Annotated in this window: 17 protein-coding genes; 10 read left to right on the forward strand and 7 right to left on the reverse strand. The window is 49.2% G+C overall.

The window, feature by feature from the left end; genetic code table 11:
- Window position 1: 1 nt before the first annotated feature.
- Both ACQ4MZ_RS30715 and ACQ4MZ_RS30720 read right to left on the reverse strand, forming a co-directional pair.
- Entirely contained in the window at window positions 2-715 is a 714-nt protein-coding gene (locus ACQ4MZ_RS30715; RefSeq protein WP_430851770.1) for a DUF6089 family protein, read from the reverse strand.
- A 12-nt stretch (window positions 716-727) separates the two neighbouring features.
- Entirely contained in the window at window positions 728-1,747 is a 1,020-nt protein-coding gene (locus ACQ4MZ_RS30720) for a DUF6089 family protein (protein WP_430851772.1), read from the reverse strand.
- A 161-nt stretch (window positions 1,748-1,908) separates the two neighbouring features.
- Here ACQ4MZ_RS30720 and ACQ4MZ_RS30725 point away from each other — a divergent pair, with 161 nt between their 5' ends.
- From ACQ4MZ_RS30725 to ACQ4MZ_RS30735, 3 genes are read left to right on the forward strand one after another with little or no spacing between them, the layout of a single operon-like run.
- The gene (locus tag ACQ4MZ_RS30725; protein ID WP_430851774.1) at window positions 1,909-2,535 is read left to right on the forward strand and encodes an ABC transporter ATP-binding protein; all 627 of its coding nucleotides are present in this window, start codon (window positions 1,909-1,911) and stop codon (window positions 2,533-2,535) included.
- A gap of 9 nt (window positions 2,536-2,544) precedes the next feature.
- Window positions 2,545-3,789 (forward strand): ABC transporter permease, encoded by a 1,245-nt coding sequence (locus ACQ4MZ_RS30730; protein WP_430851776.1) that lies wholly within the window; start codon window positions 2,545-2,547, stop codon window positions 3,787-3,789.
- A 58-nt stretch (window positions 3,790-3,847) separates the two neighbouring features.
- The gene (locus ACQ4MZ_RS30735) at window positions 3,848-4,300 is read left to right on the forward strand and encodes a DUF3299 domain-containing protein (RefSeq protein WP_106595729.1); all 453 of its coding nucleotides are present in this window, start codon (window positions 3,848-3,850) and stop codon (window positions 4,298-4,300) included.
- On the opposite strand, the gene ACQ4MZ_RS30740 is transcribed toward ACQ4MZ_RS30735, so the two are convergent.
- Both ACQ4MZ_RS30740 and ACQ4MZ_RS30745 read right to left on the reverse strand, forming a co-directional pair.
- Window positions 4,301-5,386 carry a complex I subunit 1/NuoH family protein gene (locus ACQ4MZ_RS30740; RefSeq protein ID WP_430851778.1) on the reverse strand — a complete coding sequence of 362 codons (1,086 nt, stop codon included), beginning with the start codon at window positions 5,384-5,386 and terminating at the stop codon, window positions 4,301-4,303.
- Window positions 5,387-5,432: 46 nt separating this feature from the next.
- Window positions 5,433-6,443, reverse strand: coding sequence for a gliding motility protein (locus tag ACQ4MZ_RS30745; protein ID WP_430851780.1), 1,011 nt, complete (start codon window positions 6,441-6,443; stop codon window positions 5,433-5,435).
- A gap of 16 nt (window positions 6,444-6,459) precedes the next feature.
- On the opposite strand from ACQ4MZ_RS30745, the gene ACQ4MZ_RS30750 reads away from it, so the two are divergent.
- Complete coding sequence (locus ACQ4MZ_RS30750) at window positions 6,460-7,332, forward strand: NAD(P)-binding domain-containing protein (RefSeq protein ID WP_430851782.1); 873 nt, start codon at window positions 6,460-6,462, stop codon at window positions 7,330-7,332.
- Window positions 7,333-7,458: 126 nt separating this feature from the next.
- Here ACQ4MZ_RS30750 and ACQ4MZ_RS30755 read toward each other — a convergent pair whose 3' ends face one another.
- From ACQ4MZ_RS30755 to ACQ4MZ_RS30765, 3 genes are all read right to left on the reverse strand, one after another.
- Window positions 7,459-8,610 (reverse strand): redoxin domain-containing protein, encoded by a 1,152-nt coding sequence (locus tag ACQ4MZ_RS30755; RefSeq protein WP_430851784.1) that lies wholly within the window; start codon window positions 8,608-8,610, stop codon window positions 7,459-7,461.
- 32 nt (window positions 8,611-8,642) lie between these two features.
- A complete protein-coding gene (gene gatB / locus ACQ4MZ_RS30760; protein ID WP_430851786.1) occupies window positions 8,643-10,133 on the reverse strand; it encodes an Asp-tRNA(Asn)/Glu-tRNA(Gln) amidotransferase subunit GatB in 1,491 nt (496 codons plus the stop codon).
- A 95-nt stretch (window positions 10,134-10,228) separates the two neighbouring features.
- Window positions 10,229-10,765 carry a c-type cytochrome gene (locus ACQ4MZ_RS30765; RefSeq protein WP_430851788.1) on the reverse strand — a complete coding sequence of 179 codons (537 nt, stop codon included), beginning with the start codon at window positions 10,763-10,765 and terminating at the stop codon, window positions 10,229-10,231.
- 274 nt (window positions 10,766-11,039) lie between these two features.
- On the opposite strand from ACQ4MZ_RS30765, the gene rpmG reads away from it, so the two are divergent.
- From rpmG to ACQ4MZ_RS30795, 6 genes are all read left to right on the forward strand, one after another.
- Window positions 11,040-11,222, forward strand: coding sequence for a 50S ribosomal protein L33 (rpmG, locus tag ACQ4MZ_RS30770; RefSeq protein ID WP_019944752.1), 183 nt, complete (start codon window positions 11,040-11,042; stop codon window positions 11,220-11,222).
- Between the two features lie 103 nt (window positions 11,223-11,325).
- On the forward strand, window positions 11,326-11,478 hold the full coding sequence (locus ACQ4MZ_RS30775; protein WP_015813059.1) for a DUF4295 domain-containing protein: 153 nt from the start codon (window positions 11,326-11,328) through the stop codon (window positions 11,476-11,478).
- Between the two features lie 163 nt (window positions 11,479-11,641).
- Window positions 11,642-12,604, forward strand: a complete 963-nt coding sequence (ftsY, locus tag ACQ4MZ_RS30780) for a signal recognition particle-docking protein FtsY (protein ID WP_291201125.1) — start codon at window positions 11,642-11,644, stop codon at window positions 12,602-12,604.
- A gap of 96 nt (window positions 12,605-12,700) precedes the next feature.
- The gene (locus ACQ4MZ_RS30785) at window positions 12,701-13,318 is read left to right on the forward strand and encodes a hypothetical protein (RefSeq protein WP_430851791.1); all 618 of its coding nucleotides are present in this window, start codon (window positions 12,701-12,703) and stop codon (window positions 13,316-13,318) included.
- A gap of 130 nt (window positions 13,319-13,448) precedes the next feature.
- Window positions 13,449-14,759 (forward strand): 30S ribosomal protein S12 methylthiotransferase RimO, encoded by a 1,311-nt coding sequence (gene rimO / locus ACQ4MZ_RS30790; RefSeq protein ID WP_430851793.1) that lies wholly within the window; start codon window positions 13,449-13,451, stop codon window positions 14,757-14,759.
- Between the two features lie 72 nt (window positions 14,760-14,831).
- Window positions 14,832-15,308: a DUF4293 domain-containing protein gene (locus ACQ4MZ_RS30795; protein ID WP_223400813.1), complete on the forward strand. Its 477-nt coding sequence runs from the start codon at window positions 14,832-14,834 to the stop codon at window positions 15,306-15,308.
- Window positions 15,309-15,359: the final 51 nt, after the last annotated feature.

The following is a 15,359-nucleotide window of genomic DNA, read 5'->3' on the forward strand; positions in this document are numbered from 1 at the left end:
ATCAAGGACAGAAGATTTTATAGAAGGTATAGCTAACAGAAAGGCGCACATAAAAATAGGTATCTTTTACAGAAGGATCGCCCTGCTGGAATTTGTCGGTGGAGGTAGGATCGCCACCGAGGTTATCGAGGTAATCCGTGAAAGTTTTCCGCGTGCCGTATTCCAGTCCTATATTCCACGGGCGACGGATCTGGTATTTGATTCCGACACCATAGGGCAGCACCAGGCCGGAAGTTTTGTATGAGCCGGTCTGGATATTGGGATTAAACTTGTTGAAACCGAGCCCTCCGAACACGTACGGGCTCCAGTTGACGGCGAACCGGCGATCCTGGAAATTAAGGAAGTTGTATTCTGCCACGGCGCTGCCCTCGATTATCGTGGTGCGGAAGGACATATTCCTGATCTGTTGAAACGGATCGTCGCTTTTTTTGTCATCGGCGCCAATGAGTCCTCCGGCAACTTCGGCGCGAAGCGACAGCGCCTGGTTCGGGTTGAAGCGGAAGAAAAGGCTTCCGGCAGGTTTGAAAAAGCGGAACTTAAAAGTAGGCGAGATATCTCCCCGGTAGTTGAAACCTCCTATACCTGCCCCGAGCTCGATCCGTTGTGCATGTACCTGTGCGACAGCCAGAAAAAAACAAATACCTGCCAGCATCATAGCCGGCAAGTATCTCCGCAAGGGCGGCTGCTCATTCAAATGTCTGAAAATGTATTTCAACGGGTAACGCTATTATCTCAGTGGAGGACATTTAACCTGCGAAGGCAGCATGTAATGGACAGTGATCATACCAAAAAGATATGCATCCTTTTGAGTTGGACTATTCCCACGTTCTGTACCGGGAGCTCCGAATCCTGTACTGGGTAATTTTGCAAAAGGATCTTCCCCACTACCTAAAACACCAGGATAATTGACGTCCATGAATTTTCTCATATCGTTGGTCCTGTCTGTCCCCTTGCGGGCGGCGAATTGCTCGGTAGTGCGGTTTGCGACTAATGCCGCTGTCGGATTATCTGCGAAAAGCGCCGGGTCGGCGTAGGCGCCGTGCGCATCGTCCAGATAATCTGTGAACGTTTTGCGGTAACCTAGCTCAGCCGAAATGTCGAATTTGGAATTGATTTTATAGCGGACGCCGATACCAAGAGGAATCGCAAATTGAACCAGTGAATAAGGCTTGGCGTATCCTTCATTACCCTGGCCTTCGGTTCCAAGCGGCTGCAATTTCACCCAGTCGCCGTTGAGTGAATCGAGTGCCTTCGGATTGTGCGCAGTAAGCGCGACACCCGCGAACAGGTACCACCCCAATTGCGGGCGGCGATCGTAGCTGCGGTTATCCGGCGTCAGCTTATAAATACCCTGAATTGAAAATTCTTTCAGGTCGTTGCGGAAATGCAGGTTCCGTGCATAGAAAATGCTGGTGACGTGTTTAGAATCGCGGTTCATGATGTAATCGTCACCAGCTATTCTGGCGTAAATGAAGCTAGCGCGTGCCGCAAGCCGCGGTGTAAAGTGGCGTGTGTAGTTTCCGCCGACGCTCCAGCGGATCATTTTGAAGGTAGAAGCCAGCGGGCGACGATATGGCGCAAGATCGCCATAGTAGTTCGAAGTGCCAATACCAAAACCTGCCGTAGAATAGGGAACGAAGAACCCTCTGTTCTGCGCTTTTACGTCTCTGCCAGACAGTAATAGCCCTAAGATCAGGGTTAAAGCCAACGCTCCGGATACTCTTCTCAAGTCGAAATTTCTACGCATTTTCAAATCGATTTTTTTGCAAAAATAGAATAGTTGTTGGTTTTCTTCAGGATGCAACACCATTTCAACGATTTTAGCAATGTTTTATTTGTGTGGATATGATTTTTTAGAAACGCCGCAAATCTTCCTTATCATTGTGTACTCAAAAAGCGCCACAGAAAATGATTTCGAGTAACCAGCTACGGTTTTCTTATTCCGCTCAGAAAAAATTCAGCTTCCCCGATATTCATTGCAATGACAAAGAAACACTCCTGATCCTTGGTCAGTCGGGGAAAGGAAAAACTACATTGTTGCATTTGCTGGCGCTGCTGCTGACGCCGGAATCGGGCGATGTGGTCATCGCGGGTAAATCCGTTAAAAACCTGACTCCTCAGGAAGTCACCGTCACCCGCGCTAAAAACATCGGTATTATCTATCAGCGGCCGCATTTCGTGAGCTCGCTTTCGGTGCTGGATAACATTTTGTTGTCCAATTACCTGGCGAATCAGAGAGAAGACCGGCAAAAGGCCCGGCATCTGGCCGAGCAGCTGGGTTTTGCGGATCATTTGTCCAAAAAAACGAATCAGCTCAGCCAGGGTGAGCAGCAGCGGGTGAGCATTGCGCGGTCGTTGATGAATAACCCCAATATCATCCTCGCCGACGAGCCCACATCCAACCTTGACGACGACAACTGTCACCGGGTGATCCAGCTTTTGAAAAAGCAGTCCGCGCAAATTGGGGCCAGCTTGTTGGTGGTTACACACGACCAACGCCTTAAAGACGAGTTCTCTAACCAGATTTTCCTGTAAACAATCCCAATGAACCTCTTCAAGATCAGCATCGCCAATCTCAGGGAAAAAAAGCTCAACAGCTTTTTGAGCGCATTGCTATTGACCCTTGGCATTGGCATGATCTCTCTGCTTCTACTCCTGAATAAACAGCTCGACGAGCAGTTCAAGCGCAATCTGAAAGGCATCGACATGGTGGTAGGCGCCAAAGGCAGCCCATTGCAGGTGATCCTTTCGAGCATTTACCAGATCGACGCACCTACCGGCAACATCCCGCTGGCCGAAGTGAATGCATTGCGTAAAAATCCTTTTGTGAAAACCGTTATTCCGCTTTCGATGGGCGACAATTACCAGGGTTTCCGCATTGTAGGCACGACGCCGAAATATGTTGAGCACTTTAATGCAAAACTCGCCGAAGGACATTTATATAATGCATCCATGGAAGTGACGATCGGCAGCAAGGTTGCGCGCGACTCGAAGCTGAAAATAGGTGACCAGTTTTCCGGCTCGCATGGCCTGGACTCGGAAGGAGAGAAGCATGAAGACAAAAAATATAAGGTAGTAGGTATATTCCAGCCCAGCGGAACAGTGATAGATCAGCTAATCGTCACGCGCCTTTCGAGTGTATGGGACATTCATGAGCATTCCGAAGGAGCAGAAACACCGACGGTCGCGGAAGTTGAGCACACCGGCGGGCAGGCGCATGCAGACCCCGAACCGGACGAGGAAGGGAAGGACGTAACCAGCGCATTGATCCAGTTTCGTAATCCGATGGGATTGATGACCATTCCCCGGCAGATCAATGAAAATACGTCCATGCAAGCCGCATTGCCCAGCATCGAGATTAACCGGCTGTTCTCGCTTTTGGGCGTTGGCATCGAAACACTTCGGACCCTGGCGCTGATCATTATTTCCATTGCGGGAGTAAGCGTTTTTATCTCTCTGTATAATTCACTAAAAGACAGGAAATATGAAATGGCTCTCATGCTATCCATGGGCGCGACGCGCACGAGGCTGTTTTTGATGCTGCTGATAGAAGGGCTGTCGCTGGCTGTAATCGGATTTTTTGTCGGTATCATTGCCAGCCGCATTGGTTTGTGGGTGTTTTCCAAATCGGCAGAGCAGGATTTCCACTACTCGCTAGGCAAATTTGCGTTGCTGCCGGAAGAGATTTACCTCTTTTTCGGTGCGCTAGCAATCGGTGTAGTAGCGGCTGCATTGCCGTCGCTCGGCATTTACCGGCTGAATATCTCGCGGACATTGGCGGAGGAATAATAATGTGTGTAAATTTGTAAACCGGTACTAATCATTGTAATACAAAATTGGAATACTGATGAAATCTGTCAAAATCAGCATATTGTTCTTCTGCATCGTTTCATTGTTCGCTTTCAAACCGGCGGTCGAACCGGTGAAGCTGACCTGGGAAACCCTGCGGGATGTTACTTTCAAAAAGAAATGGTATGCCGAAGAGTCGATCTACATGCTGCACCCGACATTCGGGCCGAGCGTGCAGAAGCTGAAAAACCAGCAGGTTTCAATCACTGGTTACATTCTGCCGGTGGATCTGGAAGCTAATTTGTATGTGCTTTCTGCATTCCCGTTCAGTGCGTGCTTTTTCTGCGGCGGCGCCGGCCCGGAAACAGTAATGACTTTGAATTTTAAGAAAAAGGACGGAAAGAAGTTCAAAACCGACGAGCGCCTTACCTTCACAGGCACATTGAAACTGAATGCCGATGATATTTACCAGATGAATTACATTCTGGATGGAGCGGAGATCGTCAAATGATCAGACGCCGATGAGGCGCCAAACTCCTGAAATAAAGAATAATATGAGGCCTACGGGTGTTAGCACTTTCCAGCCCAGGTACATGAGTTGGTCCACGCGCAGGCGTGGGAGCGTCCAGCGCGCCCACATCTGAATGAGGATGCCGAACAATGCTTTTGATAGCAGCCAGAAAATACCGGTAGCATAGCCAAAGAACGTCCCTGGCGCCCCGCTGGTCCAGTCGGCCAGCTTCACGGGCCCGATATTCGGCAGCGGGGTGTTCCAGCTTCCCAGGAAAAGAATAGCCCCCAGCAGCGACACCAGCAGCATCATACCATATTCGGAGAGCATAAACAATGCCCAGCGCATTCCGGAATATTCGGTGTGAAAGCCTGCTACAAGCTCCGATTCGCCTTCGGGCAAGTCGAACGGCGCGCGGTTACATTCGGCCAATGAGGCAATAAAAAAAACCACATAGGCGATCAGCAGGAACGGGTTGCGGACGATGTTCCAGGATAGAAACCCGCCTACACCGCTTACATCGATTCCGAGTTCGCGGATACCGAAAAGGTAAATCGTTTCGGGTGTGTAAATGCCTTGCTGATAGCTGATTACCTGTAAATCGAGTGTTTGGGTAAGCATGATCACGCAAAGGATAGAGAGTCCGAGCGGAATTTCGTAAGATACGATTTGAGCTACCGCACGCATGGCACCGTACAATGCAAACTTGTTGTTGGAGCCCCAGCCAGCCATCAGCAGCCCGATTACATCTACAGAAACAATCGTGAGCAGGAAAAATACCCCCACGGCCGCGCCCGATCCCGCGAGTTCCGGTGCGAGTGGTACCACAGCAAATCCAGCAAAAACAGATATAAATATGACAAATGGGGCAATGAGAAACAGTTTCCGGTCGGCGGCTTTCGGTACAATGTCCTCTTTTTGAAGCAGTTTGAGCAAGTCAGCGAAGAGCTGCAATAACCCCCATTTCCCCACTTCCATAGGTCCCAGGCGGTCCTGAATAAAGGCAGAAACCTTCCGTTCCAGATAGACGCCGATCACGACAAAGCCGGGGACGAGCAGGAGGAAAATGATGAGCGTAAAAGGCATTAAATGCTATCTGAACAATGGTTTGACGCAAAAGTAAGTAAAAAACTTACTCATCTTCGTCTGTCTGCCCCTTATATCCCGATTCCTGCAAAATTCGGCCGGCGTTGTCAATCGCCATCAAATCGGTGAGCTTCGTGTCTGGATTTTCGGCCAAAAACCGGCTCACGATCCGCCAGCCGACCCACCGGCCGATGGCACCCGGCACCTTGTTACCGATTTCGGTGGTAAACGGGCGATCGTCGATGAACTTGCGCTTTTTCAGATCGCTTTTTTCGTATAGCAGCTTGCTGGAAATAAAGTAAGCCCAAATGTCCGTCTGGCTGTTGTAGGTTTTTCTCAAATCCTCCTCAGAATAACCAATAATGAGGCTGTCGGGGGTTTGTGGCATGATCTGCTTTACAAACTCATAACCTTTACCATAACCAATCATGTCGGATAGCAACGTCTGGTCGCCGACATTCATAAAATTGAACTGATTGGATTCGAAAAAAACGATCGACGGGACAATGTACTCGCGCTGGTAACGGCGGAGCTGGTAGTCATATACGTTGGGACGGTAACGCGCGGCCGGTCCGCCGAAATAATCAAGGCCGATCACGATCAGCGAATCGGAAATATACAGGTCGTTGCCGGTGAAGCCTGTCACAATAAAATCGACCTCAGGAATCCTGAATTGAGGATAATGGTATTTAATTTGCTTGAATGCATCCGCAAGCGGGTTCAGAATGCGTGTTTTGCGATCGCCGATGATTGAATCGAGCTGTGCGCGAAATGCCCGTAAATCGGGGTTTTGCAGGATGGTAAACAAATGCGCGGCGAGTTTAGCCGGCTCTGTGGGCGCGTCTACAAAATAGCCTTTGGCAAGATGAGGATGGCTGTCGAGGAACTTTTGCACATCTTCCACCGATTTGCAGGAGAACAGCTCCTCGTCGAGATTTTTGGAAACCAGTTCGAACCGGATATTGCTGGTATCGGCCTCCCTGCGCTGGTCGGTTTTACAAGAAAATTGGAGGATAGCTACGAACAGAATGCATAATAAGGACCTGAAATAAACCATTTGGCGGAGAGAATATATGTCGGAACAAGTTTCAAAAGTAGGAAAAAAACGCATAAGCATCCTGGGCTGCGGTTGGCTGGGGTTTCCATTAGCTAAACGGTTACTGGGCAGCGGTATTACATCGCAGGTAAAAGGCAGTACCACATCGGAGCATAAACTTGACCAATTTGCCGCCGCCGGAATCGACGGTTACCTTCTCCTATTGAACCCGGAAGCGGGCTTGGACGTAAGCATTTCGGAGTCGTTTTTTGACTCGGACCTAATCGTGATCTCGATTCCACCGCGCATGTCGCAGAATGTGGCTGGTAACTACTCCGCGCAAATGCGGATGGTAGCCGAGGCAATCCGCCAGTCGCCTGCAAAAGACGTGGTTTTTGTAAGCTCAACCGGCGTTTATCGCGACCTTAGCCAAACCGCAGTAGAATCCGATGTGCAATTGCCTGAGCATTCCGCCCAGCCGGAAATGGTGGCCGCGGAGAATGCAATCGCCGCATTAAGGCATGAAAAAACGGTTACTATCTTGCGACTAAGCGGCTTGCTTGGCTACAACCGCATTCCAGGAAAGTATGTGCAGGGTCAAAAAGAAATGACTACCGGCGATATTCCCGTAAATTACATTCATCGCGACGATGCCACAGCCATTATCAAATCGATTATTGAGCAAGGCATTCAAAACGAAACGTTCAATATCACGGCCCCGTTTCATCCGACACGCAGCGAGGTGTACGTCGATTCCTGCGCACAATTCGGATGGGAAGCTCCTACATTCAAGAAGCCGGAGGTACAGCCTCCATTTAAAGTGATTTCAGGAGATAAATTTTCCAAAACTTATCAATACGAATTCAGGTACCCGGACCCGCTGCTGTTTCATTACGAGGTGAGTCTATAAGTTGAGAGTTTATGAGTGTAAAAAACGCTCTAAACTCATGAACTCTCAACTTATGAGCTTCTAAAAACGCAAAAAATCCGCAGGATCAACTCTGCGGATTTTATTATTTATAAACCAAAAAGTGTATTACTGAGCTCCAAGCAGCTCGGTCAGCTTGGTTTCAAGCGCCGCACCACGGAGGTTTTTTGCAATGATCTTTCCTTCTTTATCGAGCAGGAATGTAGCCGGGATGGCGTTCACACCATAAGTCTGCGCCACGCCGGAGTTCCATTTCTTCAGTTCAGAACCGTGCAGCCAGGTCAGCTTATCGCGTTCGATGGCCGTTTTCCAGGCTTTTTCGTTATCATCCAGCGACACACCGAAAATATCGAAGCCTTTGTCCTTGAACTTGCCGTACATGCGCACAACGTTCGGGTTTTCCATCCGGCAGGGACCGCACCATGATGCCCAGAAGTCGATCAACACATATTTGCCGCGCAACGACGACAATGCGATCTGTTTGCCCTCGGGGCTGTTGAGGGTGAAATCGGGAGCTATTTCTCCAACAGCTAGTCCAGCCATTCTTTTAACAGAACCAATAAAGCCTTTTGCCAGTGTAGGCACGGGTTCTACTTTGGAATAATCATCGGCCAGCTTTTTCAGAACATCGAGGTCGTTTTCAGGCGTGAGGAAGTTGTTGGCCGAAAAAAGCGCGATCAGCGATGTTCCCATTTCCGGGATCATCTGGCGCAGCGTGGTTACCCTTTCCTTCTCTGCTGCCTGGTAGGCCTGTTGTATTTCCTGGATTTTTTTAGTGTCTTTCTTTTCTTCCGCTGCGGCATAAGCTTCGTTCCAGCCGGTTACTTTCGCAGAGAATGCCTGCATCAGTTGATCGACTTTGGCATAGTACTCCATATTCTTGGAGCCGGTAATGGATACCTTCCCGCCATTGCCTTTATCGTCGCGTTGTGTGCCGTCGGCGATAATATTGAAGGTTTCACCGCCTTCCACGAGTAAGGGGAATTTCTGCCGGTCAGCGATATTGACGGTAAAAAAGCTGCCGCGGTCTTTGTCCACGCCTTTTAGCGTAAAGCTGCCGTCGGCACCTAACAATGCGGAATCGAGTTTAACAGAAGATCCGGCTGCGGTGGATTGCGACAGAATGACTTTCTCGCCTTTAGAACCGTTTTTGACCTTGCCATTGATGGTAAAGTCTTTTGGTTCGATCTGCGCCAGGACCTGGAAGCTCAGCAACGCGCCGCCCAAAACCAATGCACTCTGTTTGATAAATGCCTTCATAATCTTCTTTAACTGATTATCGAATGTGTGATCTATAACTTTTGCGCCAGCAGCTGGTTCACAAGTTTGGGATCGGCAGCTCCGTTCGATTTTTTCATTACTTCGCCGACGAACAATCCCATCAATCCCTTTTTACCTTTTCTATAAGCGGCAACCTTGTCAGGCATTGCGCCGATTACCTCATCTACCAACGTTTCAAGCTCGTTTGTATTGCTGTTTTGCAGCCAGTTATTTGAAGACGCGATCTCCGAGGGCTCGCGATTGGGTTCTTCCAGCATGACCGGGAAAATCTTCTGCGCGGCTACCGAGTGGCTCACAGCACCCGATTCGTTCAACTCGATCAGATCTGCGAGATTTCCGGCGCTGATCGGGAAATGCGCAATGTCGCCGTGATGATCGTTCAGGTACGATTTCACAGGGCCCATCAGCCAGTTCGATGCAGCTTTGAAATGTGTTGTTTTGGAGCAAACAGCCTCGAAGTACTCGGCTAACTCACGGGTATCGGTAAGTACCGCAGCATCGTAGGCCGGGATGCCATATTGATTTACAAATTTCTCACGTAGCTCGTGTGGCAATGCGGGCATGGTAGACTTAATGCTTTCCAGCCATTCGTCCGAAATTACCACCGGGCTCAGGTCGGGATCGGGGAAATAGCGGTAATCGTTCATTGTTTCTTTTACGCGCATTCCGTAAGTCTGCCCGGTTTCCACGTCAAACATCCGTGTTTCCTGCTGGATCACCTCGCCGTTTTCGAGCATGGCTGCCTGGCGACGTTCCTCATAGGCAATGGCCCGCATCATGTTGCGGATCGAGTTCATGTTTTTGATCTCGACTTTCGTGCCATATTCCGCTGCGCCCTTCTTGCGCAGGGACACATTCACATCCGCACGCAGCGATCCTTCTTCCATGTTGCCATCGCTGATGCCCAGGTAGCGTACCAGGCGGCGGATCTCAGTCACAAATGCGCCTGTTTCCTCGGCCGAGCGCAGATCCGGCTCCGATACCATCTCCACGAGCGGCGTTCCGGCGCGGTTGTAATCGAGCATTGTCTCGGTATGGCTACCGTCGTGCACCGATTTTCCTGCATCTTCCTCCAAATGGATATGGTGGAAGCGGATCGTTTTCTCGGTGAATTTACCGTCGTGCTTAAAGGAAATATGCACACCGCCTTGCTCGCAGATCGGTTTTTTGTCCTGCGAGATCTGGTAACCTTTCGGAAGATCGGGGTAGAAGTAATTTTTGCGGTCGAAAATGGTTCTTTTACTGATCGAGCATCCGCAGGCAATGCCGAGGCGGACGGCGTATTCGACGGCTTTTTTATTGACTTTGGGCAGCGTACCAGGCAATGCGATCGTCAGCGGACCGATATTGGTGTTGGGTTCTGTGCCAAAAATGTTGAAATCGCGGGTAAACAGCTTGGATTCCGTCAGAAGCTGGCAATGTACTTCGAGCCCGATTACGGTTTCATAAGTGGCCAAAAGTTCATCGGTAACGTCAGCGGGGTGAATTGCGGTTTGACTCATATTATATTACTAATGCTTTCGCAAAGATACAAATACGGGCCGTCCATAGCATGAACGACCCGTATTTTATGGAATATAGCCGGTTTTGCCAGGAATCAGAGTGAGTTGATCCAGTTGGCGATAACGATAATGTCAGCTTTGGGAACGTGTGCCAGCGGCGCCATCGGAGGGTAGCCAGGCCAGTGTTCCGGTTTGGGGTTGTGAACCAGCTCTACGATCTGGTCGGCAGTATATTTTTTCTTGGCCACTTCCGAATATGCAGGGCCGATTACCTTATCGTAAGCCTGGTGGCAAGCGAAGCAGGTGTGTTTGTTCAGCAATGCGGAAACTTCGGCAGGAACAGGTTTGCGTTTAGGTGCGGCATCTGCTGCCGGAGCTGCTGCCGCTGTGGAATCACCGGCTGCCGGTTTCGCCGCGGTTTCTGCCGGTTTTGCGGCTGCTTCGGCTTCTGCTTTCTCTGCTGCGGCCTTTCTGTCGCTTTGCAGTTTTACCAGGGCCGCTTCTTCGCGCGATTTGCTTCCTGAGCCATACCATTGATCATATTTTTCACGGTCTTCCTTAGACGAACAACCGATGAAGAAAGAAACTGCCAGGGCCATCAGGGCCAAAGAAGCGCTTTTTTTGAGTGTCATTGTGTTAATTTTTAAGAATTTTCGCCAGATTAAGGTTGCGATACCAAATCGACCACGAAGAAAGCAAGTTTGTCTTAGATTTCCGTCATGCTCCGGACATAAATTCGGACAATTCTTGAAAACGCCGAATTGTATTCGCTTGTCCGACAACCGCTTATCCGCAAGCGGCTTTTAGCAAATTCAGGAAAATTTCTTGTTTATTTGTCTGTAATTGTTGCGATTAATGCAAAATGTCTTTACTTTTGCACTCCTATTTGTAAAACGATGTAAAGCAATGGCTAAGAAAGGTAATAGAGTACAGGTCATTTTGGAATGCACTGAACAAAAAGAAAGCGGTGTTCCAGGCATGTCACGTTACGTGACCACAAAAAATCGGAAGAATACGCCAGGCCGTATGGAATTGAAGAAATTCAACTCTTTCCTGAGACGTTACACAGTCCACAAAGAAATTAAGTAAGTTCGTCTTGTTACCCGTTAACTGTCACGTGAAGCTGAACAATAACTGGGTAAGCGCGGAACAGTTAATCATTAACAAAATAACTTCTAACTGATATACAGACATGGCAAAGAAAGTAGTTGCTACCCTGAAAAAAGAAGGCGGTAAAGCATTCGCGAAAGTGATCAAGGCCGTAAAATCTCCTAAAACAGGAGCTTATACCTTCAAAGAAGAAATCGTTCCCCTGGACGGTGTACAGGGCGCATTGAAAAACTAGTCTTCGACCGCCCGGTTCGCTCGGACTGTCTTCGACTGCGCTCAGACTGACATCAAGCGCAATATTTTTGTCACCCTGAGCGAAGTCGAAGGGTTGAATTTGTAAAAAGTCCCTTTCCGGGACTTTTTTGTTTTATTTTTGAGCCATCAATGTAATCAGCACTATGGGTTTATTTGGCTTTTTTTCAAAGGAGAAAAAAGAAACATTAGATAAGGGCCTCGAAAAAAGCAAGGACAGCTTCTTTGGCAAGCTCTCACGGGCCATCGTGGGAAAAACGACCATCGACGAGGACGTTCTCGATGAACTGGAAGACATACTGGTAAGCTCCGATGTGGGCGTTGAAACGACCGTGAAGGTGATCAAACGCATCGAGGAACGCGTAGCCAGGGATAAATATGCCTCGACAGCCGAGCTCGATAGCATCCTGCGCGAAGAAATTGCCGCATTGCTGACCGAGAATAAATCGGTCGACATTACCGACAGCTTCGAAACCGAGCATTTGCCCAAGCCTTATGTGATTATGGTTGTAGGCGTGAACGGGGTAGGTAAAACAACGACAATCGGCAAACTGGCGCACCAGTTTCATCAACGCGGCCACAAAGTGGTACTCGGCGCCGCGGATACTTTCCGCGCCGCAGCCGTAGATCAACTGAAACTCTGGGGCCAGCGCGTAAATGTGCCGGTGATCGACCACGGGATGAACACCGACCCGTCGGCCGTGGCGTTCGACGCATTGAAAAAAGGTACCGAAACCGGAGCGGACGTGATCATCATCGACACCGCCGGCCGCCTGCATACGAAAGTGAACCTGATGAACGAGCTTTCGAAGATTAAGCGCGTAATGCAGAAGATCATCCCTGACGCACCGCACGAAGTGTTGCTCGTCCTCGACGGCAGTACCGGCCAAAATGCCGTGATCCAGGCCCGCGAGTTTACCAAAGTAACGGACATTACCGCACTAGCCATTACCAAACTCGACGGTACCGCGAAAGGCGGCGTCGTGATCGGCATTTCGGATGAATTTAAAATTCCGGTCAAATACATCGGCGTAGGTGAGAAGATGGACGATTTGCAGGTCTTCGACCGGGCAGAGTTTGTGGATTCGCTGTTCAAGAAAATAGGATAAATGGCGCTGGTCAGCGACGGTAACCGCTCGTAGATTAAACCACTCAGGTCTGATATAAGAAGGTATCTTGGAGTTTAATTCCAGGATACCTTTTTTATGGATACGCTGCTGGTCTTTTTAATTGTTTTCGCGCCATTTGTATGGTATATCTGGCGGATGCTGCGATTTACGAAAGACACGATCGGAGGGAATTCACCCCTGAAAGTGTCGCGGACATTTATTACTACACCCTGGAACTACTTTTTGCAATTCGAAGGTCTGTTCACTTATTACTTCATTCTGGTAGGTAGCTTTTTCTTCAAATTGGCGCTTTTCATGCATATTTCTTACACCGAGGACCACCCGCTATTGGTGAGGCTTTGGTTTCTGGTGGTTGGTTTGGTGGCCATGGGATTCGGCCTTTTGGTCGTGGCGCTCGATATCAATCACTGGCAATACGTTGAAGGACTTGTTATAGAGACATTTCCCGAGCATCACGAGTTGGAACTCACATTCACAGATAAAGTGCTCCGTTTGGGGAAAGGTGATATTGAAAAGGTGCGTATTTATCATAACAATAGCATCAAATTTCCACTCGCTTACATGCATTATTTTCTCAGGACGGGTGACGAGTTCATTATTTCACCCAAAACGGAAGGGTATTGGGTGATAGACCAGTATTTTCAAAACCTTCCGACAGAATACATACATCGCCGTTTTCCTTTCATCCGATAGTACTTCCTATTCATTTTTTCACGAACTTTGCACCCCATTTCGCCGTTCATTATCAGTCACTTTGATGTGAACGCAGCTTCAAAACATTTAAAGCCGATAGCTGACAGCCGATAGCCGACAGCCAATTTCAATGAAAACCAAAGGAATAGTTAAGAATAAAGTCAATATCGTGACGCTGGGTTGCTCTAAGAACCTGGTCGACTCGGAGGTACTGTACACGCAGCTCAAAGGCAACGGGTTCGCGGTGGATCATGAGTCGAAGAAAGATGATTCACAGATCGTCGTGATCAATACCTGCGGGTTTATCGACAATGCGAAGGAGGAATCGATCAACACGATTTTGCGCTATGCCGATGCCAAAGCGGCTGGTATGGTAGATAAAGTATATGTTACAGGCTGCCTGTCGCATCGGTACAAGGATGAACTGGCGGTTGAAATACCCACAGTGGACGCCTGGTTCGGTACCAACGAGTTGCCCCGCCTGCTCAAAACCCTCAAAGCCGATTACAAACACGAGCTTGTAGGAGAGCGCCTGCTCACCACGCCTGCACATTACGCGTACCTGAAAATCGCCGAAGGTTGCGACCGCCCGTGCTCGTTCTGCGCAATCCCGCTCATGCGCGGGGGACACGTTTCGAGGCCGATCGACGAACTGGTAAAAGAAGCTAAATCGCTTGCGAAACGTGGTACCAAGGAGCTCATCCTCATTGCCCAGGACCTGACTTACTATGGCCTGGATATTTATAAAAAACGCAACCTTTCCGACCTGCTCCGTAACCTCTCCGATGTGGAAGGCATCGACTGGATTCGCCTGCAATATGCCTATCCAGCGGGTTTCCCGATGGATATTCTCGACGTGATGAACGAGCGCAGCAACATCGCTAAATACCTCGATATGCCGCTGCAATCGGGCTCGACGGAAATGCTGAAACTCATGCGTCGTGGCATTACCCGCGAAAAAACGGAAACATTGATCCACTCGATCCGCGACAAAGTGCCTGATATCGCATTGCGTACGACGCTGATCGTCGGTCACCCGGGAGAAACCGAAGAACTGTTCGATGAAACTTACGAGTTCGTCGAAAAAATGCGTTTCGACCGTTTGGGCGCATTCCAGTACTCGCACGAGGATAATACGCATTCATTCACGATGGAGGACGACATCGATCCGGAAGTGAAACAGGAGCGCGCCGACGCCATTATGGAGTTGCAGCAAGGCATTTCAGCGGAGCTTAATCAGGAAAAAATCGGTAAGACGTTCAAAGTGCTGTTCGATCGGAAGGAAGGCGGCTATTTCATCGGTCGTACCGAGTACGATTCGCCTGAAGTTGATAATGAGGTGCTTGTCCCAGCGAGCCAGTATGTCCGTCTGGGTGATTTTGCACAGGTGAAAGTGACTTCCGCCGAGGAATTTGACCTTTATGGTGAAGTGATTTCCTGATGCGGTTTCCGGCAAATGGCGTCTTTACCTAAATTTGCCCATCATTTGAAAAAGAATAATTCTTAAAAAAGCATGTTACAACGTATTCAAACTATCTTCCTGGCTATGGTCGTCATCGGAATGGGCATTTTCCTAGCCTTCCCGATCTGGTCGAAAGTAGCATTAACAGGAGGACAAAGTGCCGATCTGACAGCCCTGAGGCTGCATCACCAGATCAACGAAGTGCAATCTAATGTTCAGCCGGTATACTACCTTGTTGCACTGGCCATTCTCACAGCCGGTGTGGCTGCCTACGCGATTTTCCAGTTCAAAAATCGCATTCTGCAATCGGCATTGTGCGCGGTGAACTCGATATTGATGACTGTGACGATGGGTCTGGTGATCTATTTCACTTTTTACAAAACAGCCAAGCTTTTCGATCCTGAACTGACGGGCAAATACGATATCGGTTTCTATGGACTCGTAGGCGCCATGCTCGCGAATGTGTTCGCCAACCGCTTCATCCGCAAGGACGAGCGCGAGGTGCAGCAATCCAAGCGCTTCAGATAATATAGTTTGTCACGGTGAGGGGGGGGGGGGGGGGGGGGGGGGGGGGGGGGG

The sequence above is a fragment of the Dyadobacter sp. BHUBP1 genome, assembly GCF_050587785.1.
In the GTDB taxonomy this organism is placed as follows: domain Bacteria; phylum Bacteroidota; class Bacteroidia; order Cytophagales; family Spirosomataceae; genus Dyadobacter.

Bases quoted from the DNA above. Each gene is read 5' to 3' on its own strand.
- ACQ4MZ_RS30720 (WP_430851772.1), bottom strand. From the start codon at position 1,747: ATGCGTAGAAATTTCGACTTGAGAAGAGTATCCGGAGCGTTGGCTTTA.
- ACQ4MZ_RS30725 (WP_430851774.1), top strand. From the start codon at position 1,909: ATGATTTCGAGTAACCAGCTACGGTTTTCTTATTCCGCTCAGAAAAAA.
- ACQ4MZ_RS30730 (WP_430851776.1), top strand. From the start codon at position 2,545: ATGAACCTCTTCAAGATCAGCATCGCCAATCTCAGGGAAAAAAAGCTC.
- ACQ4MZ_RS30735 (WP_106595729.1), top strand. From the start codon at position 3,848: ATGAAATCTGTCAAAATCAGCATATTGTTCTTCTGCATCGTTTCATTG.
- ACQ4MZ_RS30740 (WP_430851778.1), bottom strand. From the start codon at position 5,386: ATGCCTTTTACGCTCATCATTTTCCTCCTGCTCGTCCCCGGCTTTGTC.
- ACQ4MZ_RS30745 (WP_430851780.1), bottom strand. From the start codon at position 6,443: ATGGTTTATTTCAGGTCCTTATTATGCATTCTGTTCGTAGCTATCCTC.
- ACQ4MZ_RS30750 (WP_430851782.1), top strand. From the start codon at position 6,460: ATGTCGGAACAAGTTTCAAAAGTAGGAAAAAAACGCATAAGCATCCTG.
- ACQ4MZ_RS30755 (WP_430851784.1), bottom strand. From the start codon at position 8,610: ATGAAGGCATTTATCAAACAGAGTGCATTGGTTTTGGGCGGCGCGTTG.
- gatB (WP_430851786.1), bottom strand. From the start codon at position 10,133: ATGAGTCAAACCGCAATTCACCCCGCTGACGTTACCGATGAACTTTTG.
- ACQ4MZ_RS30765 (WP_430851788.1), bottom strand. From the start codon at position 10,765: ATGACACTCAAAAAAAGCGCTTCTTTGGCCCTGATGGCCCTGGCAGTT.
- rpmG (WP_019944752.1), top strand. From the start codon at position 11,040: ATGGCTAAGAAAGGTAATAGAGTACAGGTCATTTTGGAATGCACTGAA.
- ACQ4MZ_RS30775 (WP_015813059.1), top strand. From the start codon at position 11,326: ATGGCAAAGAAAGTAGTTGCTACCCTGAAAAAAGAAGGCGGTAAAGCA.
- ftsY (WP_291201125.1), top strand. From the start codon at position 11,642: ATGGGTTTATTTGGCTTTTTTTCAAAGGAGAAAAAAGAAACATTAGAT.
- ACQ4MZ_RS30785 (WP_430851791.1), top strand. From the start codon at position 12,701: ATGGATACGCTGCTGGTCTTTTTAATTGTTTTCGCGCCATTTGTATGG.
- rimO (WP_430851793.1), top strand. From the start codon at position 13,449: ATGAAAACCAAAGGAATAGTTAAGAATAAAGTCAATATCGTGACGCTG.
- ACQ4MZ_RS30795 (WP_223400813.1), top strand. From the start codon at position 14,832: ATGTTACAACGTATTCAAACTATCTTCCTGGCTATGGTCGTCATCGGA.